We start from the raw sequence: 17,618 nt of genomic DNA on the forward strand, positions 1-17,618 counted from the left end.
ATACCGATGATTACGCGTAAACCGATAACTCTGTTGCTTGCCGCCGCTGTGCTCGCGGCACCGGTTGGGGTGTCTGCCCAGCTTGGTGGTCTGGGCGGTCTGGGCAAGAAAGCCCTCGGCGGCAGTTCGGAGACAAGCGTTTCCAGCGCGGACGCGGGCGCATTTCTGAATGGTGCTATGCGTTCTACCAAGAATGTCATGATCTCAGCCGCTTTGCTGGCTCAGGCGCTCAACGATCGCGGCGGTCTTGCCTCGCAAAAGGCAGAAATCACTGCGATTAATGGTGCACAGAACTTCGGCGAACTTAACGCTCACCGCAGCCAGCTCGAGCAAAATCTTCAAGTTATGGCGTCGCGTGAAAACCTGACCGATGACCTCACTGCGACCTACAAGGCAGGCGATGCGAGGCAAAAGGCGGCTATTGGCGCTGCGATCGCCAACCTGGCGCTCGGCATTCATCGTAACGTCCAGCTCGCCAGCGCAGCTCCAAGCATGGTCAAATCGGTCGGAAGCAATCCTCAGCTCATGACCCGTATCGGCGAGTTCAAGACCGCCGCCAGCCTGCTGGGTATGCAAGGCAAGGGGCTCGGCACTATCGGTACCGCGCTACCCAAACTCATGACTGGTCTGAAGATCAAGCCGTTGCCGGAAGCCGAAACCACTGATCCCGTTCCCGTTTCGCTTTAATGAAGAATTCTGGCCCCGGCGCTACCGGGGCCAGATTGCACATCAACCCTGACCGCATTAACGCCAAAAACGCTGCCAACCTTGGCGACATGTTTATCGTCTGACCGGTATTTCCGCATATCGCTGGTAAAATGCGGTTAGCTGCAAGGCCCTGCCCGGCTCTTCGTAACCCAGCCTTTTCGCCGACGGCAGCCGCCGACAGAGCTGCCGTTCAGCGCCTCCTGCGAGCGTCTCCGAAGCGGTCATTCGTTCACCGAGAGATCAGCCACGATGAAAGGCTGGCAATGGCCGTGACGAGACCGATCGGTCCCTTTCATATAATTGCAATGCATTAAGCGCGCAGCGTTTGCATTGTTTGGAAGCCCGCAATTCCAGTCATCGGCTGGCCCTGCCGGCCACCCGAAACCTTCCGGATAGCGACCGCGCTTCCATTTACGGGGCGCTGCTCTCTGCAGGCGGCCGGAAAATGACGTACTTAGGGTTGCTCCAGCATCCTTTTCGCAGCCCTCAAACAGAGGCCCCAGGAAATCAAATGGGCGCTCAAACTGGCCAAAAACGCAATCATCATACCTAACAAAATGCGCATTCTAATCACGTCAGTGTCTATTGTGACAAATACACAAATGAATGATAGCACAACGCATGCCGCAAACAATCCGGCAGTCAAGGAAAATGCAGAACTATTGCTCATAATTATATCATTCGGTGCCAATTCGATCGCATAAACCTTGAATGTAGACCCTCGATGCACTCCCGTTACCCGTAATTCATCGCCGTCACCGAAGGGAGGGAGCTCGGGATCGTCGGAGTTGTGTATAAGGCCGACACAATATTGCGAACGAGCGCCATCAAGGTCAAATTCAGCAAAAGAAACTTTTCCAGTTTCTGCCTTTTGCGCGAATAATCTAATATTCGAAACAACCCCTGCCCTTAACTCAACCGACATCACACCCCTCTTCCCGCATTCTTGTCGCGCAATATAAATATAACGCCCCAAGGTTGAATGGGACCGTTCGCCACATCCTGCCTTTAGGTGAAACGGCTACCCAAGGAAAGTCGGCGTTCCGCTTTCGGCATCGCTGTATTAGGTGTCAGAGATCCGAAAAGGGGCGCGTAGCTACCAAAGTCCCCTGCCCTGCCCTGCTCTCCAATCCGAACCGCCGAAAGAGCCGCCGTTCAGCACCTCCTGTGAGCATCTCCGAAGCGGCCATTTGTTCACCGAGTGGTCGACCATAATGAACGGCCGCCAATGGGACTTTGTGCTCGGTCCGCTTCGGAGCGGCTTGTATGAATAAGCTATCGTTCCCAGCTGCGATCAGTGAGCAGTTATCGGAGGCTATTGATCGAATCGCTAGAGACCATCTGCTCGAAGCGGATCGCAAACTGGCCGATCTTGCGGCGATGCGTAACGAACTCACGGCCGTGATCGGTTGCGGCGATAGCGGCACCGTCGCCGATTGCCGCATCATCGATGCGCTTGGATCAACACTGCCGGCCCGCGCATGATAGCCCGCCGGTGCCGGGCCGGTTTTCACCGGCACGTGAAGCAGGGCGCGATGCATGTCAGTTTCCCAGCTCTGAACACGCCACTGCTCGGTCAGCTGGCGGAAAGGCGCAACTTCTGCCTGGTGGGGATCAGGTCGAGCCGCACCTCACATTCACGGGCAAGGGCGCTGCGATGACTGAGCGGATCAGCGACAATCGTGACATGGGCAGTTCCACGTCCGGCAGTATCGAACGCGAACTGATACACATGGTAACGGGCTTTCTCGCGACGGGCGACCCGCTGTTCATTCTGGGTAAGACGAACCGTACCCGACTTGACCTCGATGAACCGCACGATGAGCGCCACCAGGCTCGGATCAGCCTCGAATGCCCTGCGATCCGCCTCGCTCGCGAAGCTCAGATAGTCGCAGCCGAATGCATCGCGGCCTTGCAGGCGGGTCACGTTAAGTGGGAAGCGTCCCTGGCTTTGTTCGAGCAGCGCCGTCCATTCCTCGGCATCTCGTGGCGCCGCGGGATCGCGGCTGCCAGTTCCATACGAGGTGGCGCCTCCGTTCCTGATCCCAGGGCTCCATCCGGTCCGGCTCGAGGTGCCGGTTTCAAGATCGAGAACGGTTACCTCGACCCGCGTTGCCTTGGGGCGCTGCCTCGGTGGGGCAGGAGGCGGCGGCGTTGCGGGCGCAGACGGCGGGGCGCGGTCCTCGGAGCCACCGGTACCCGCCGTGCTGCCCCGATCCGCTAGCGGGATAGAGGACTCCGCCGCGCTGCCGGGTTCGCCGGTATCTTCAGTTTCTCCCGGTCTGGTCGCTGTCGCCAGCGTCGCAGCATCCACCGTATATGGGGCCTCGCACCGCGCGATTTCCAGTTCAAGCCCGGCGATGAGGCGTTCGACTTCCTCGGGAGTCTGGTTGGCGAGCAGGCGGCGCAGCTGAAGCATGCGCAGCGCATCGTTGTGCGGCGCGAGAAGTTTTTCGAAGTCGTCGCCTGCCTGGAGTTCGAACAGTTCTGCAAGCCCATCACTGATCGCGGTGATCGCCCGCAGCACGATCTCATCCTCCGATTCCGATACATCGACACAGACCAGCAATCGGTCGCCATCAAGCACGTACTTGCCGGGTTCGAGCTGGCCGGCAAAAATCCTGCTGCCAAGGCTGAACTCCAGTTCTGCCTCGACGACAACCGCGAGTTCAAGCGCTTCAAGGCGTCGCAATCGCGCCGACTCCATCGAGTTTGCCGCCCGCAATGCCTTTATGAAGGGCAAGCTGTCCGCGACGCGTGCCGTAAGAAGCGCAGAGACGCTGCCGGCCTCCTCGACCGTGCGGCCGATGGTCAGGCTGAAGGGCTGCTTGCTGACCGGCGCAATGCCAAAGCGTGCCTCGACTTCGGCGGCGCTGCGCCGGGCGGGCAGGTCGATGAGCGCAAGATGCTCGCGGGCAGCGGAAGGGAAATTGTCGCGATCAAGGTATAGGGTGTCCCGGACCGGGTTCCACACGATGGCCCCTTCTTTGCGCGCCTGCACCTCGCCCTTTTCGCGAAAGACCCTGCTCTCCTCCGGTGCGCGTACCGCAGAGAATCCCTCGACGCTAAGGATCTGGCTGTAGATGCGGCGCACCGTGTCAGCACCGGGATCACGGTCATTGAGCTGCGCGAGCAGGCGGTAGACTGCCGCCTCGCCAAGATCGGCCAGGCCCTGCGGCAACTGTGCGTTGGCCAGTCCGCGTAGCCAGAGCGGGCGTGTAAGACCAAAGGCAGTTTCCTGCTCGACCGTTGGTGGTGCGGGTGTCTTGAACAGAACGCTGAGCGCACCGGGCTGCACCATGGTCATGTGAGGCGCGGCTTTGCCACCATCAGTCGTGTCGAGCCAGGCAGCGCTGATAAGGCTCTCGCGAACGAGATCGGGCAGAGCGCCGTGATAGGGCTTGTATCCCGCGGCACCCGACCTGGCCTTGAGCCTCGTCTTGAATGTGGTCGGACGCACCGCGTCGAAGCGTGGGTCGAGCGCGAGCCAGGCCAGGATCGCAGCGCTCGGTGCCGTCAACAGAATTTCATCCAGCCCTGCAATCCAGTCATGCTGAGCGGTGTACGTCGAATCCCAGGAGAGCGCGTCGCGGTTGATCTCACGCCGATGATTGCCTTCCGTAACCTCGAACTTAGCGGGAAGAGCGGCAACCACGATTGCGCGCAGAGCGGGAGGGACGTTGCGGGTTTCTTCCATTGGCCAGGTGCGTACGCCAAGCCACCGGAAGAATGCGGCATGGTCATCGGCCGGCTCGCGGAGGCCGTTTGGAGCCGCAAGGCCGAGCAGCCGTCTTGGCTGCGTGGCATAAAGTGCAGATACGATCCCTCCGGCATCGCCATAACCATGCGAAAGATGAACCTCGCTGGCCTCGCGCCAGACACCATCAACGCAGATCACCTCGACGCGAACACCAAGCGCCGCACTGTCTCTCGCGACGCCCTTGCGCAACGCGTAGAGCGCGGCGATCAGCTCGCGGCGGACCTTGTCCGGATCGGCATGCCCGCGCTCGAGCAAGTCGTTAGCCTGCCGCCTCAGCGATGCAATCATCCCGGCTGCGTTGAACTCGTGAATGCCAAAGCCGCTTACCGCCTCGAAGCGGGCGCGCTGCGTACCGGGGATCTGGGTTTGGATGCGTTGCCACAACTCGGGATGAATGAACTTTGCGATCGCCCAGCGCGGCAGTGCTGGTGCCTTGCCGCTCTGTGGCAGCGGAAAACAGCTGTTGTTGCGTGTCAATCGGGTCAGACCGGTGTCCAGCAACAGCCGTCGGTCGTGAAACCTCTTTGGCAAACTCGTGGCTATACCCACGATTGCACGGGCACGCTCGTCCATGCGCAGCGGGGCATCGAGCAATGTGTCCAACATCGCTTGGGGGGCGAGTTCGCCAATCTCGAGCCGAGCTAGGGTTTCTCGGTCGCGATCGTTTCGGCAACGCGCCAGAGTGCGGAAGAAGCGCTTCGGCAGGTAGCTACCATAGCCTTTTGGGCCCAGTATGGCGCGATCGGCGGTGACATGACGCCCGCCGTTGGTCGGGACCAGCGGTTGGGCACGCGCCGCCAGATAAACCTGCGCTTCGAAGCCCTGCAGTACAGAAGGGAAGACGCTAGCCCGGGTCAATTGGGCGATCGTGTCGTTCAGCAGTTTTCTCTCGCGCAGTTGTGTCAGCATCTCGGCGTAGAAGACCGCTAGCTCGCGCAGTACGCCTTCGTTTAGTTCGGAATTGTCCTTGAGCAGTTTGCGGCTCGAGTTGAGTTCGAGGGTCGCGTGGAAGAGTGCAGGAAACGGAAGCGATACGGATGTCGGAAAAAAGCAGTGAAGCTGGCCGGTTCCCTCGCTCAGCTCGGGCCGGATCGCGATTGCCAGTTCAAATGGCCGAGTAGCTCCATCCTCAGATTGCGGATCGGGCAGATCGCCTCGTTTCCGCATGCAATACCATTCGCTGAAACTGACACGGCCCTGGCTTGAAACCTCTATTGCGAAGCGATCCTGTTCGACCGGAACAGTCATCCAGCGTAGCTCGGGTTGTGCGTCGGTTTGCATCACGATCTCATCGATCGCTTCGACAAAAAGGAGAAAGTCCGGCCGGAATTCCGCGAGCTGCGCGATGGCCTGCTGGCGTGCCCTGGGATCATCGAACGGCGCTGCAACCACCGTGTCGTAGCCTTGTGCGCGCAGTTCGCGTGCCCGCGCGAACAATGTGCGCGGCGTTTGCCGCTCCAGTAGGGTCAATGCAGTCCCAGCTGCGGGGAAACACAGCACCGGAGCCGGTACCGTTCGGCTCTCCTTCAGGAGGGCCGCGATCTTCGGGCTTTTTTTTTGCAAGCGCTTCCACTTGAGCGGCGGCATGCGTGCGTGAGAAGGCGATCTCCAGCGCTCCACTCGTGATGAACGGCTCATGCGACCAGTTGAGAAGCGCACGAAAGCCAAGTCCCTTCGCGCCGATCAACGTAGCTTGTCTTTCCGGTTTGTCGCTGGTGTGCGCCGTCATCAGCGAACGGATGCCCTTCGTGCGAAACGGCATTCCGGTATTGGCCACTAGCAGGCCTTCGCCGTTGATCTCGATGCGGACGCGGCCCCGCCCACCGACCTCGGCCGCCGCGTCTGCAGCGTTCTGGACCAGTTCCAGCAGTTCACGGCCGGCATAGTCGCGCGCGGCGGAAGCTTCGCCGTTTGCGTGCCCCTTTAGCCAATCTGGAGCTGCGCTATAGCCGGCTTGGCACTGGGCAAGTCGCTCGTCCAGCCAGTCGAGCCACTCGTGAGCATGTTCGGGCACTTCGCTGACCGCGGTGAGCGCCTCATTGGCCGCAGCCTCAGTCGCCATGGCTTTGATAAAAGTTCCTCCTGGGGTGCAGCGCGAGTGGCCATTCAAGGATGTGCCACGATTGATCTACCAGCGTGAAGTAAAAAAAGAATACCTAGACGGGAACGCGCAGTGGTAGCGACGTTCAGGCTCAGGGATTTTGGCATGGCCCAAGGCGATTTTCGGAGCGTTCGGCCTGCAATCCGCAAATCTATTCGCTGGTTCGGCAGGGCGCGCTAAAGCCCGGCCGCTACATCTTCGAATGCCACTGAAAGACTATGTGAAAGAAATCGATCCCGCAGAGCAGGGAATGGGCCGCCATGTGGCGGTTGTCTGACCGACATCGCATGATGAAAGCAACCAATCGTAACAGCGGATCACAGGACTCTATCTGTGCTCATTTCGAAGGCGCTCGACTGCTTTTACCCAACTGGCTCTGGTCCATATTGATGTGCATTTGCCTGTACATGCGCTCGAACTTGGTCGACCCACGCCGGGTACCAATACCAAGCGCCGTCGGCCAAAGTCGTCCCGAATGCTTTGCCCGGAGCCTTAGCGTCCGCGGCCTGCCAAAGCTGTGTATGATGATGCAAATTGAAGCGCGGGTAGCCCTCCTCTCTCATCAGGGAAACAATCTGACCCGGCTTAAGCTTCGGTTTTTCGACTTCTTTCAACGCCAGTCGAACATGGTCACCCTTCTCAGTGCCCGGGCGCAGAAACTCAATGACTTGATCCGCCTTCCCTCGCGAGTTCACGGCTTGCTCGATGTATGCGACCCGATATGAGTAGCGCGGATCAGCCACCATCTCGTCGGTCAACCCATTTTCATATTCAGTGTGAGCTGCTTGAATGTGAGCCGGCATGTCCGTCTCGGAGAGCAGAATGTTACGATGATCTCTGCTGATACCGCTGAACTGCAGGGCGAGCGATAAATCTCGGTCGAGGCCGTGCTGCGCGCCTGCAATCTCCTTTATAGCGCGGTTAAAATTCAAGCAGCAGGCCTGCAGCTTCGCTGAGATCGTATCATCAATCTGGTTGGTGAGCTGGTGCTCAATCTCATGCCGAATAGCAATCAAAAACCTGAGGTTGGCAATCGTCGGAGCGTCGAGAGGGCATTCTGCGTAATCGATGCATGCCTCCAGCTCCCAATGTTTGTCTGCTCCGTGTCGCGTCTTCAAGACGGTCTCCACACCGTCCACCGTTCGTTTGTAACGGATGTCAACGCCGCTTCGACGGTAGTGCCAGTGAAGGAGGTAGGTGTAAGCAATTACCGCGATGACGATGAACATCTCACTTTTAAAATAGGCGCGGGGATTGTTAAAGCCCTGCACCGCCTGGAGCATCGCTTCGCGGGCTTTAACGAGCAACTCGTCGCCGCGCAGGTGAGCCCCAGTGACCGGATCAATCTGTGGCCACGCCTGCAAAAATGTACCAAGCTCTGCTTGGTTGGCGGCTGCTACGTTGCGGTGTTTTGTCTGATTTCGAATTTCGGCAATCCGTGCGTGGTTGATGCTACGAGTTGGCCGCGTGAAGTAGGCAAGGATGTCCTGATCGTTCAAAATACCTTCTGATATCATGCGCTTAATCAGCGCGATTTCCGAACGCTCCAGTTTGTTTGCTGCGTTGCGTTTCGGCGTTTGCGCCATACTCGAGCCCCCCCTTTTCGAGATTGGATCATATCCGCAGCGTCACGATAGGAGGTCGAGCCTCCCGGCCTTCGTTACCTGCTCTCGATCCAACTTTATATTTGGCACTCGTGCCCTACGTAAATGCCTAACCGGAAAGGCGCGCGTGAAAAGCCGCGCATACGGATGCCATTTCCTCGTCGAGGAAGGCGCGCGTAGTATCGTCCACATCCTTGCGAAGAACGTCGAGTTCAGCGGCGCGGTGCAGCATCCAACGCCCGAGGGTATCGACACTGTCGGTCAGTCCTTCCCGGCGTACAAGGTAGCGCCCAAGATTGCGCCGAAGGGGTTCGACCCGCGTCACATTACCGTCCATCTCGACGACGTAGAGTTGCCAGCGGGTGGGACTGCGCTCCGCCTGCGCGTCACGGATGTCCCGAGAAATCTCGACATTGACGATGAGACTGCGTCCGGTCTTTTTGAGCAAGCCCGAAAGGAATGCGCGGTCTGCCGTTGCACGCCACCCATGGCCATGCGGTGCATCTTCGCTGCCCCATTGGTCGATCGACAACAGTGGAACGCCTGCCTGCGCGCACCAGGCGGATTTGTCGAAATCGAAGTGCAGTCCTTCGGCCTTCGTAGCGCCCGCTGGTTCGACAGGAATGCCTGCGATCGCACCGCGCCGCACGTCGAACTTATCCGCTCGTGGATCGGATTCTGGTGAACGCAACCAGGCCTCTAGCTCGAAGCCCGGTGTATCATAATCGTCGTGATACCAGGCATCGGGTAAGGCGAAATCCATGCGGTCGCGGATCGTCGCCAGCGCTCTACCCAACGACAATGCCGTCTCGGGCCTCACGAGCGCCGAATGGATTGCCACCTTTTGCGTGCCGTCTCGCCAGTTCAACTCGAAATCGCCGGCCACGACGATATCCTCACCGGCGATCCATTCGGCGTCGAAAACCTGCGGGCTGATCGTTGCATCCCAATCGCAAGGGGTAATTGCACGGCTGTCCTCGCTATGGCCGCCCTGTGCCGGCGTTAAGGGCGGTATGCCCCAGAAGCGAGGCTCAAGCGGCGGAGAGGTAACCAGATCCTCCAACCATTGCGGCGCCAAAGTGGGCAACGCTTTCGTAAGCCACTCCAAATAACGCCCCCCTTCATCGCTCTTGGGCTCTCTCAAGGGAACCTCGGTTATCATCTCGCCCACCGCGCACATCATCGCGTGCCACTCGATATGATAGCTCCAGCGTTCAATGGTCGGTCGTGACCCGTGCCTGCGCGAATCAAGACTGTCACCCAGCCGTTCGGGCCGCGGCTCCCGCGCCCAATGCGTGTCCGTCTCGACGTGCCCCCACTCGTCGTGAAGCCAATGTTCCATTCGGTCGAGGAAGGCCTCCATCGAAATGTCGAACAAGCGGACGACTGGATTGTACCAATAGGGAATCGCGTCCGTCTCGTCGAAGCGATACTTCCGCTGACGATCGCGCTCTTGCGCTGAACGGTGTCGGGACCTGAACGATTCCTCTGGAGCAGGCGGCAACTGGCTGCGATTGAGCCGTTCGACATAATCCCGATCAGCCTGGTCAAGGGGCGCGGCTTCGGGACGGTCCAACGCCAGCAATATCGAACGCCCCAATTCGCGCAAGGTCGCGTGCGGCTCACGGCGAATCAATGCGAGGATCATCTGGGTATGCGGAACGACGGCGACCGGATGCTCGTTTGCCGCGCGCTGGAGCGTCATCAAGAGCTGTTCGAGCGCGGCATAGCGATAAAATGGCGGACCATTGAAGGCCGCATCACCTTCGGTATCCAGAGACCGGGCGAGGGCATCCCAAGCCGGATCGTTGCCTCGCATCAAAGCAAGGGCGGCGTGGGAGGCGCGCCAGCGGATGCGACGATCCATATCGCCCATTGCCGCGAACAGGGCGGCGGCGACCGTTTCGGCAGCACCAAAGTTTGCGAGCTCGGGGGTCAGTGTCACAACCGAAGGATGCGTGGTGCGCGCCTCTATCCGTGTGAGCAGAGATTCGAACAACGCTACGCGCCGATCCTTGGGCGTGCGCGCCGCAATAAGACCGGTCAATGTGTAAAGGAGATCGCCGTTAAGCGCCTCGCCTTGTCGTACGATCCCATCCAACAGGGTGCTCGCCTGTTCACTCGGGCCCAACCCTGTCGCAGCCAACGCCGCTTCAACAATCTCGGCATCGTCGTACCGCCAAGGAAACAGGTCGCTGAGCGCGCCGACAATATAGCCCGGCAGGTTCCGCTGTGCCCAAGCTGCTGCTGGAGGATAGCCGGACCAAGCTGCCAGTATTTGAGGAATCGCTTGCCCGAAGGCGCCATCGGCTCCTCCGAACTGCAGCGCGATATCCAGAAACTTGATCCGAAGCGCCGGGCTCGCCAGCCGCTTCGCGATCGTAATGAGCTGGAATGCATTAGGCCCGCGATGATCGTGTTGCGAGACAAGCGCGCTGCGAATTCCCGCCTCATCGGCGATAGGCAGCGCATCTGCCGTCACGGCGCCCGTCTCGCTCCCCCCTTGGTTGGGAGATGCTGGCGGACCGCCCTCCCCGTCTTCCTCCATGTTCGGTTGAATTCGCCATCCCGTAAGACGATCGCGGATAGGACCTGCCGCAGCGACCAGATCACTGGCATCACGTGCTGCCCGTCCATCGAGCAAGGCGTATCCTCTGAGGAAGTGATCAATTCTACCACTCTTCTGCAAGGTGGCCAGCTCCGCCGCGACGAACCAGCGCGGTACGGCTCCCGCATTACCGATCGCCAGATCGATATCGAGATCATCGTGCGAAGCAAGTCGGGCGATCGCGACTCGCTGGGCGAAGGTGAATCGTGAGGGACCCTCGAGGATTGCCGGTAGGCTATCATGTAAACCCACGATTCCCTGGTCGTGCCATCTCAACGCAGCAGCTACACCCGTCGACAGGTTTGCCGAAGCAACCCATCCAGCAACGCGCTCCCATGTGAAATTGCCCCCGTCGCCCAGCGAGGCGACGATCATTCCAGCAGCATTGCCGAGACGCGCCGCCAGAGCGGATGTTTCTGCAGATGTACCATTGAACCCCTGCGCTGCGATTGCGCCAGCCGCGGCAAGTGCGCTGTGAGCCTCGAAGTCGACCGCATCTGTCGCTTCAACGGCGGCACTGAAAAGCCAGTCCGCAAGATATTCGTCAATCGGCAGCGCAATACGGGCGGATTGCGAAAGAAGCTTCACGCGGTCACTGGCGGGAAGCGGATGCTGTTTGATTTCAGTGCAGAGATCCGTCAGCAACCCGCCGACCGCTGCATGCGCGCTGGGAATCATTGCGAGAACCTGGGCAAGACCCAGACTGCGCTGAAAACTGTCCGCCGACCAGCTTTTCAGAACCGACCTCAAATCCGCAACCATTGCTGCAACATCGCTTCCGTTGAGTGCGACGTGGACAATGTGATTGCGCATCAAAAGCATCGCCGCATCCGGATCGCGGCGCGAGGTATGGTCATATCCACCCGACATACGGAGGGCTGTTGTGACTTGCGTCCAGGCGGCTGCAGGATCGGTGCCGAGGCCCGCCAGCGTCGCGCGCGCGGCCTTGACCAGACGGTGATAAAAGACCGTGGTTTCTTGAAGCGCCTCGTTCCACTGCTGTTCGGGCGAAGCTTCGGTGCGAACGCCTGGCCGCCGACGTGTTTCCACCGGCTTTGGAACCTCGCGCTCGGGCGGTAGCCAATCGGCGATGGGGATTTCCGACCTCGAAATCGCCTCGCGGATCGCATGGGCACGCGCGTACCGGGCACCGGCAGAACGCAGACGGTAGAGATCCCGGGGTTCGTCCAGCTCGGGGCGAGGAAAGGCACTGTCGATGAGGGCAAGAATTGCGGGATGGAGGTCGTCTTGCGCCAAGGCGCGTTCCGCCACCAGCAATACGGCCTCATGGCATCCGAGAATCGGCGTGTGGTCGTTGCTATTGTGCGCATGTTGCCATCGGGTCGGTTTTGCCTTGGCCAACCACAATAGATGCTGACGCATTGCAGGAGAGGCGGCATCCGCGCCAGCCAGCAAGGCCGCGGCCATCATCGGCGCGCGCGCGCGCGGCGGCCAGAACTGCGCCGCAAGGTTGTCCTCGATCGCGGCAAGGTCACGGCCGGCGCTTCGGACGCAAAGTTCACGGAACACCGCCAGCCAAATGCCAATCGGACTCCATTGCATCAAGCGCTCACGCGCCGCGTCGTTACCCTCCAAGGCAGCGATGACAGCATACTCGGCGGCAATGTCCTTCGCGGTAACGTCGAAACTCGTCTGATCGGAATCGTCGCGTTCTTGCAAATGAGCGAACCACCATCGTAGGTGCTTTCGCGCCGCGCCAGGCTGCTCCGCAGCCGCCTGGCAGGCAAGTTCTAACCGCAGGCGCGGGCGCTTGCTGCGGTATCTCTGATTGATCATGACGAGGCGGTTTGCCTCGTCGGCCGCGAACCTCGCTGCAAGGTCTAGGTTTTCGATGGCGAGTTTGTCCAGCAAGCGCGCTCGCCCAACCGCCTCTGCCGAGGCGATAAGGAGGCTGCACGCCGACGCTATATCTGCCGCTTCGCGGCAAGCGCGCAGAGCGAAGGCTAATCGGCGTGACCAGACGAATTGCGCTTCGAGCTTGGATAGCACTTGCGATGGCGGCTCTGGCTGAGTCACCAAGGCGTAAAGGGCATCGAGCCGGTTCGCCGCCACCAGCACTTCGGCAACCCCAGTCGCGCAGTACCGATCCTGGATACGATCTTCTAGCATCATGTCCGCTGCCCGTGCGAGCAGCGGCGCGCTATCATAGTCCGGGCGATCGATGACGAACGCTTCGAAGTCCTCGTCGTGGAAGGACCACCCTTCGTTGCGCGCAGCGATGCCGCCCACATCCACGGCGATGTCCTGTATTTCAGCCAATGAAACCCTGGCGAGCGACGCGAGGAACTGACTAGGCACTGGCCGCGGCAGTCGCGCGAGGGCCTGGAGCACCTCCCACACTCTGCTGGGATCGCCGAGATGCTTGCCCGCCTCGTCGACCCGCTGCTCGAAAAGGGGATCGATTCCGATGGCCTTAGGCATCAGCCGCTCGATGGCTCGCCCCGCGCCGTCCTCGGGCAGCCCGTCGACGGCGTAGACGATGCGCCGCGCGATCCCGCCCGTCAGATCCCAAAATGTACCGGCCAACCCGCGTGGCCAAGTCGGTTGCCGGAGTGCGACGAGTTCACGAACCTCGTCCACATCGAACGGGTCGACTTCGAAATCATCATATAGTCTGGCATTCCCGACTTCGGCGAGGCGCGCGGTGCGGCAGCTAACCACGATCCGCACGTTCGCGGGCCAGGTCGAGGCCTGGCTGAGCATTTCGATGAAACAAGGCTCCTGCCAATGGATGGCGCCTTTCCGGGCATTGTCGATCGCATCGAAGCACAAAACGAGCTGTGCGCCGGGTTCGCGCTGGGCCAGGAGATCGGCAGCGATCGCAACGCGATTGCGGAATGCCTCGAACGCTTCGGCGCTGCCATACCGTCGGAGCAGAAACGGAGTCCGGAACCGCACGGCCAGTTCGTTGGCGACTTGTCCGAAGGCGATCTCGGGCAGGTGCCGTTTCTGGTCGGAGGTCAGGAAAAATCCGCCTCCATAGCAATCGTAGATCAGGACCTGCGACCCTGTCGGTAGGACCGAGCCAATGTCGCACAGCAGGCTGGTTTTGCCACAACCGCCGCCGGCGTGGAGGCGCAAGGGTCTGGCCTGCGGCGCGGCGAGCCGCGCACCGAGGACATCGAGGACTGCCCGACGCAAGTAGGGGCTTGCCGGCGTCAGCTGCGAAGGCGCGGGAAAGAGTGCCTGCTCGTTGCCAATCCCGAGCCAGACCATCAAGAGTTCCCGCGTGATGGGTGGGTCGAGACGGCTTTCTGGAAGCATCAACGTCGCTACACGGCGTTGCAAGAGCTCGGCGTCGTTGCGTACATCGGCATCATGCAGCGCCGCGAGACGTACCAGGAGTTCGCTTTCCATCGATAGACGAGAGGATGACGAGAACCCCGACAGGTCCCATTTCGCGAGGAAGGTAAGCAACTGGCGCTTACCGAGACCCAACGCATTTGTCAGCGTTGTGATAAGCTCGACATCATCCGCCGACTGCTTCGCACCATTGGCCAGAAGCCTAGTAACATCCAAGGAGACTGCGGGCGCCAAAGGCTGGTTGGTGACGATGGCAAAATCGCCTGCGAAGGCTGTTCCCTCCATCAAGCCGGCAAGCTTTCCGAGCACGCTGCTGTAGGGTTTGCTTGCCGTTCGGCGGTTGAGCAACCTAGACCACGTCCAGGTGGCCCCTGGGTTCGAGGCGGAATGTTTGAGCTGCAGGTACCGATGGACTTGCTTGTCGCCAATCTTGCGCACCAGCGTCACATCGGCGGCTTGAGCGTGCTCGCCGAGCTCGAAATGAATCTCGTTGTCCGGCAGGCCCTCTACCTTGACCGCTTCGACATCGCTTGCCGGATCGAGAATGCGCAGCATTTCTCGCGCCGCCCACAGGACATGGAAATCATCCCCCGCGTTGGAAGCTACCGCACCCAGGTAATCTACAGTCGCCAAGTTTCCCGCGCCCTCGTCCTTTGATGCCCCCGGTTTCAGCCAGAATGCGGCGAGTGGTCAAGATCTCGGCTGAGGATTGCAGCTCGTGCCGCGCTCAATTTTCCAATTCGTCGAGAATTTGGAAAATTCTCAAGACCAAGGCCGACTACCGAATGTTCGTGGTCCCGATGGCGCCGTAGTTTCGATTCAACAATTGGCCTTGAGCATGTTTGTCAGCTTCGGATTGAGGCGAGCAAGGTCACCCTGCACCTCGCGCATCGCTACAACAACACCCATATTCTGCTCAAAAGTGCGCGGCGAGACCAGGACGTGGGCCTGCTTTTTTCCCTCGATCCAACAGCGCTTCGGTGCTAGGTCCGTTGGTTCGCGGTCGATCCGAACATAGATCATGAACCCGCCCACGTTGAACCATGCCATGCGGGCCACCTGTTCTTTCCCGCGCATCCCCATGGACGGTGTCTGATAATAAAAAACGTCCGTCGGGTCGTTAAAAGCCAGGACTTGGAAGAGGTCGCGTTCCAGAAAAACGTCGACGTCGGGTGGGATCTTGGAATCGTGAAAGCATATATCTTCGATGACTGGCAGGAACGTGCCGAGATCAAGATGGGCCGGGTCCGCATCCGGGGTCGACGCGTATTTCCAGAGGATTCCGCATGCAAAACGTACAAGTTAATCGTTGTCCGGAATACGCACCGGTATCGTGCGCTCGCGGATCTTCATTTTCGATCCGACTTTGCGCCCCAACCTGCGTTGACGCAGTTGCCGTAGCAGGGTGATGGCTCGTTCCTCATGCCGACCGAGCTGGCCGTCGCAAGGCTGACAGAGAATGCCTTTTTCAAAGCGACCGGTCTTAGAGGCGCATTTAAAACCCTTGTTGGCATGATGAATCATATGTTGTTCGCCGGACTTGGGCGCTGTCTGCACTTCCTTCACAAACGCTTCGGGCAACAAGTGGGAGCGGATCGTTGGGGCGCCGCCACAGATACGGCACACCGCTGGAGTTTGAGCGTAATTTTGCGCAGAGCTCATCCTATGTCGCTTAGAACAAGAAGCCGCTCCTGTCACGGTGATGGAAATAGTGGAGATCTGGATATTGGCGAATCATGGGCTTGCAATTGGCTGCCCGTTCCACAAAGATTTGGATTATGCCTAAGCGAGCGAGGCAGCTTGTCCGGCTCTTCTTCCTGAACTTCGGGACCAAGCACGATGAGATGGTTCAAGTCGATCCTGGCCAGGCGCTCTGCACGCGCCAGCACCGAAAATGAATGTGAAGAAATAGCAGAATCGATCGACTTCCAAACGATCGGTGATCGCTTCCTGCGGATCCCCTCGCGCAACTTTTTCGGGCAATTTTGCCGCTCCGCCAATGGCCGCTTTGTCCTCGCCTGGCGGGACGCCAACGATGCCGGGACGCGGGGCGGATCCAGATCCGAGGGACCGGGCCGATTTCTTCTTTTTCAAGACGGACATCTCCTGACCGAAGGCCATGCGGAAAGACCCAACAATGGCCACGTTGCAGACGATGGCAGGTTCATTATCAATGACTGGCTCTTCGGGCCCGCCGCCCAAGGTGTCTTTCGTGCTTTTCACCCCTCCGGCGCGCCGCTGCTCGAGCGACGATTTTCAGCCAATCTCTTGAACAATGGTCTCTCACCGGACGGACGCACAGCGGTCTGTCAGACGTGCCATGCGAAGGGCACGGATAACTCGTTGCTCGTTGTGTTTGATCTCGATGGCGAGCAGGAGCTCGCGAGTTGGGTCCCGGAAACAGGTTGGGCCAGCACGTATCGCTTTTCAGAAGATCATCAGACAGTCGGCCTCGTCTATTCCGACGGTGAGATGTGCCATTATTCGCTCACTGGCGAATTGCTCAATCGTGCCGAGTGGCTTGAGGCGCAGTATCGCGGCGACGATCTCCATATGCTGTATAATCTGGTGCAAGACGCCGGCGACGGCCTGACGGCTGACGATGCCGCGAAAATTCTGGAGAGCATCGCAGCAACACTCGCTGCCCCAAAATTCGACGAGCGCCAGCGCCCGCTGGCGCTCAAGATCCGCGGACTGTGCCAAGAAGCTCTAAACGCGTTCGGCGATGCGCTCGAAAGCTACCAGCAAGCCTTGGCGCTGAACCCGAAAATCGGGGTGGCGCGGAAAGCAGCGCAAATTCGCAAACGCATGGCCAGCGTTGGGAGGAAATCCGGGAAACCAAAGTCGGAAGATACGGAATTGAAGCCCTAGTGACCAAGCCAGTAGTGCGACAATGTCATGCCGTTCCCTGCGGGCAAATTGCCTGTGGAACTGATCACCCTCCATCTTGCCGCGCCGTGCGCTCCGTTGTGTGACAGACACCCGTTGGATATCCTTGATCGCAGCTCCGGCCGCTTACCGCCGCCGACCGAAATGCCATTTTCCGTCAATCGCTTCACGAGGGTAATCTTTGCTGCCCCCTCAGTGACGACAGTCGTGGCGACAAGGCTGTCCTCCTTGATGGCGCTTTGGTTTCGCATCTCGCCTGTCAGAACCGTGATGCGGCCTGGCATCCTTCGGACCGGGCTTCCAAAGCAAGCGCGATATGACCTGAACAAAGGGCTGCTAAGCGGCCAGCTGGGATCTGAAGAAGACGTTCCGGATCGTCCAACTTAGCAGTCATCAGCATGGCGCGGCGCGGGCGGCATTCGCCTTGAAATGACAAGATCGCGCAGGCTTGAAGCGATGACCACGGTCGATCGACCGACTTTGGCCACTTCCAAATCGCCACAGGAAATCATTTGGTAGATGATTGTTCGGCTCAGTCCGGTCAACCGTACGGCATCGGAAATTCGCACGCTGATCTGCTCCATCCCGCCGGAAGGCGCGCGGATATCAAATTCATTATCCATC

General features: G+C 59.6%; 11 protein-coding genes. 3 read left to right on the forward strand and 8 right to left on the reverse strand.

The features are described 5' to 3' along the window. Positions 1-6: 6 nt before the first annotated feature. Complete coding sequence (locus AC1VVM_RS23510; protein ID WP_482956665.1) at positions 7-687, forward strand: hypothetical protein; 681 nt, start codon at positions 7-9, stop codon at positions 685-687. A 475-nt stretch (positions 688-1,162) separates the two neighbouring features. Here the strand turns inward: AC1VVM_RS23510 and AC1VVM_RS23515 are convergent, their stop codons facing one another. Next, the gene (locus AC1VVM_RS23515) at positions 1,163-1,633 is read right to left on the reverse strand and encodes a hypothetical protein (protein WP_482956666.1); all 471 of its coding nucleotides are present in this window, start codon (positions 1,631-1,633) and stop codon (positions 1,163-1,165) included. Positions 1,634-1,974: 341 nt separating this feature from the next. Between AC1VVM_RS23515 and AC1VVM_RS23520 the strand changes: the two genes are divergently transcribed. Continuing rightward, positions 1,975-2,193, forward strand: a complete 219-nt coding sequence (locus tag AC1VVM_RS23520; RefSeq protein ID WP_482956667.1) for a MerR family transcriptional regulator — start codon at positions 1,975-1,977, stop codon at positions 2,191-2,193. A 91-nt stretch (positions 2,194-2,284) separates the two neighbouring features. Here the strand turns inward: AC1VVM_RS23520 and AC1VVM_RS23525 are convergent, their stop codons facing one another. The 6 genes from AC1VVM_RS23525 to AC1VVM_RS23550 all read right to left on the reverse strand — a co-directional run bounded on the left by AC1VVM_RS23525 (position 2,285) and on the right by AC1VVM_RS23550 (position 15,767). After that, positions 2,285-5,938, reverse strand: coding sequence for a protein NO VEIN domain-containing protein (locus tag AC1VVM_RS23525; RefSeq protein WP_482956668.1), 3,654 nt, complete (start codon positions 5,936-5,938; stop codon positions 2,285-2,287). After that, a complete protein-coding gene (locus tag AC1VVM_RS23530; protein WP_482956669.1) occupies positions 5,838-6,530 on the reverse strand; it encodes a sacsin N-terminal ATP-binding-like domain-containing protein in 693 nt (230 codons plus the stop codon). The genes AC1VVM_RS23525 and AC1VVM_RS23530 overlap by 101 nt, the downstream gene beginning before the upstream one ends. Positions 6,531-6,931: 401 nt before the next feature. Beyond that, positions 6,932-8,155 carry a DUF3644 domain-containing protein gene (locus AC1VVM_RS23535; RefSeq protein WP_482956670.1) on the reverse strand — a complete coding sequence of 408 codons (1,224 nt, stop codon included), beginning with the start codon at positions 8,153-8,155 and terminating at the stop codon, positions 6,932-6,934. A 127-nt stretch (positions 8,156-8,282) separates the two neighbouring features. After that, a complete protein-coding gene (locus AC1VVM_RS23540) occupies positions 8,283-14,660 on the reverse strand; it encodes a hypothetical protein (protein ID WP_482956671.1) in 6,378 nt (2,125 codons plus the stop codon). Between the two features lie 264 nt (positions 14,661-14,924). Next, positions 14,925-15,164, reverse strand: coding sequence for a hypothetical protein (locus tag AC1VVM_RS23545; protein WP_482956672.1), 240 nt, complete (start codon positions 15,162-15,164; stop codon positions 14,925-14,927). Positions 15,165-15,407: 243 nt separating this feature from the next. Next, positions 15,408-15,767, reverse strand: a complete 360-nt coding sequence (locus AC1VVM_RS23550; protein WP_482956673.1) for a hypothetical protein — start codon at positions 15,765-15,767, stop codon at positions 15,408-15,410. Positions 15,768-15,944: 177 nt separating this feature from the next. Between AC1VVM_RS23550 and AC1VVM_RS23555 the strand changes: the two genes are divergently transcribed. Beyond that, positions 15,945-16,976: a tetratricopeptide repeat protein gene (locus AC1VVM_RS23555; RefSeq protein ID WP_482956674.1), complete on the forward strand. Its 1,032-nt coding sequence runs from the start codon at positions 15,945-15,947 to the stop codon at positions 16,974-16,976. 401 nt (positions 16,977-17,377) lie between these two features. On the opposite strand, the gene AC1VVM_RS23560 is transcribed toward AC1VVM_RS23555, so the two are convergent. Beyond that, positions 17,378-17,617, reverse strand: a complete 240-nt coding sequence (locus AC1VVM_RS23560) for a hypothetical protein (RefSeq protein WP_482956675.1) — start codon at positions 17,615-17,617, stop codon at positions 17,378-17,380. Position 17,618: the final 1 nt, after the last annotated feature.

The sequence above is a fragment of the Novosphingobium sp. BL-S-33 genome (genome assembly GCF_056857025.1).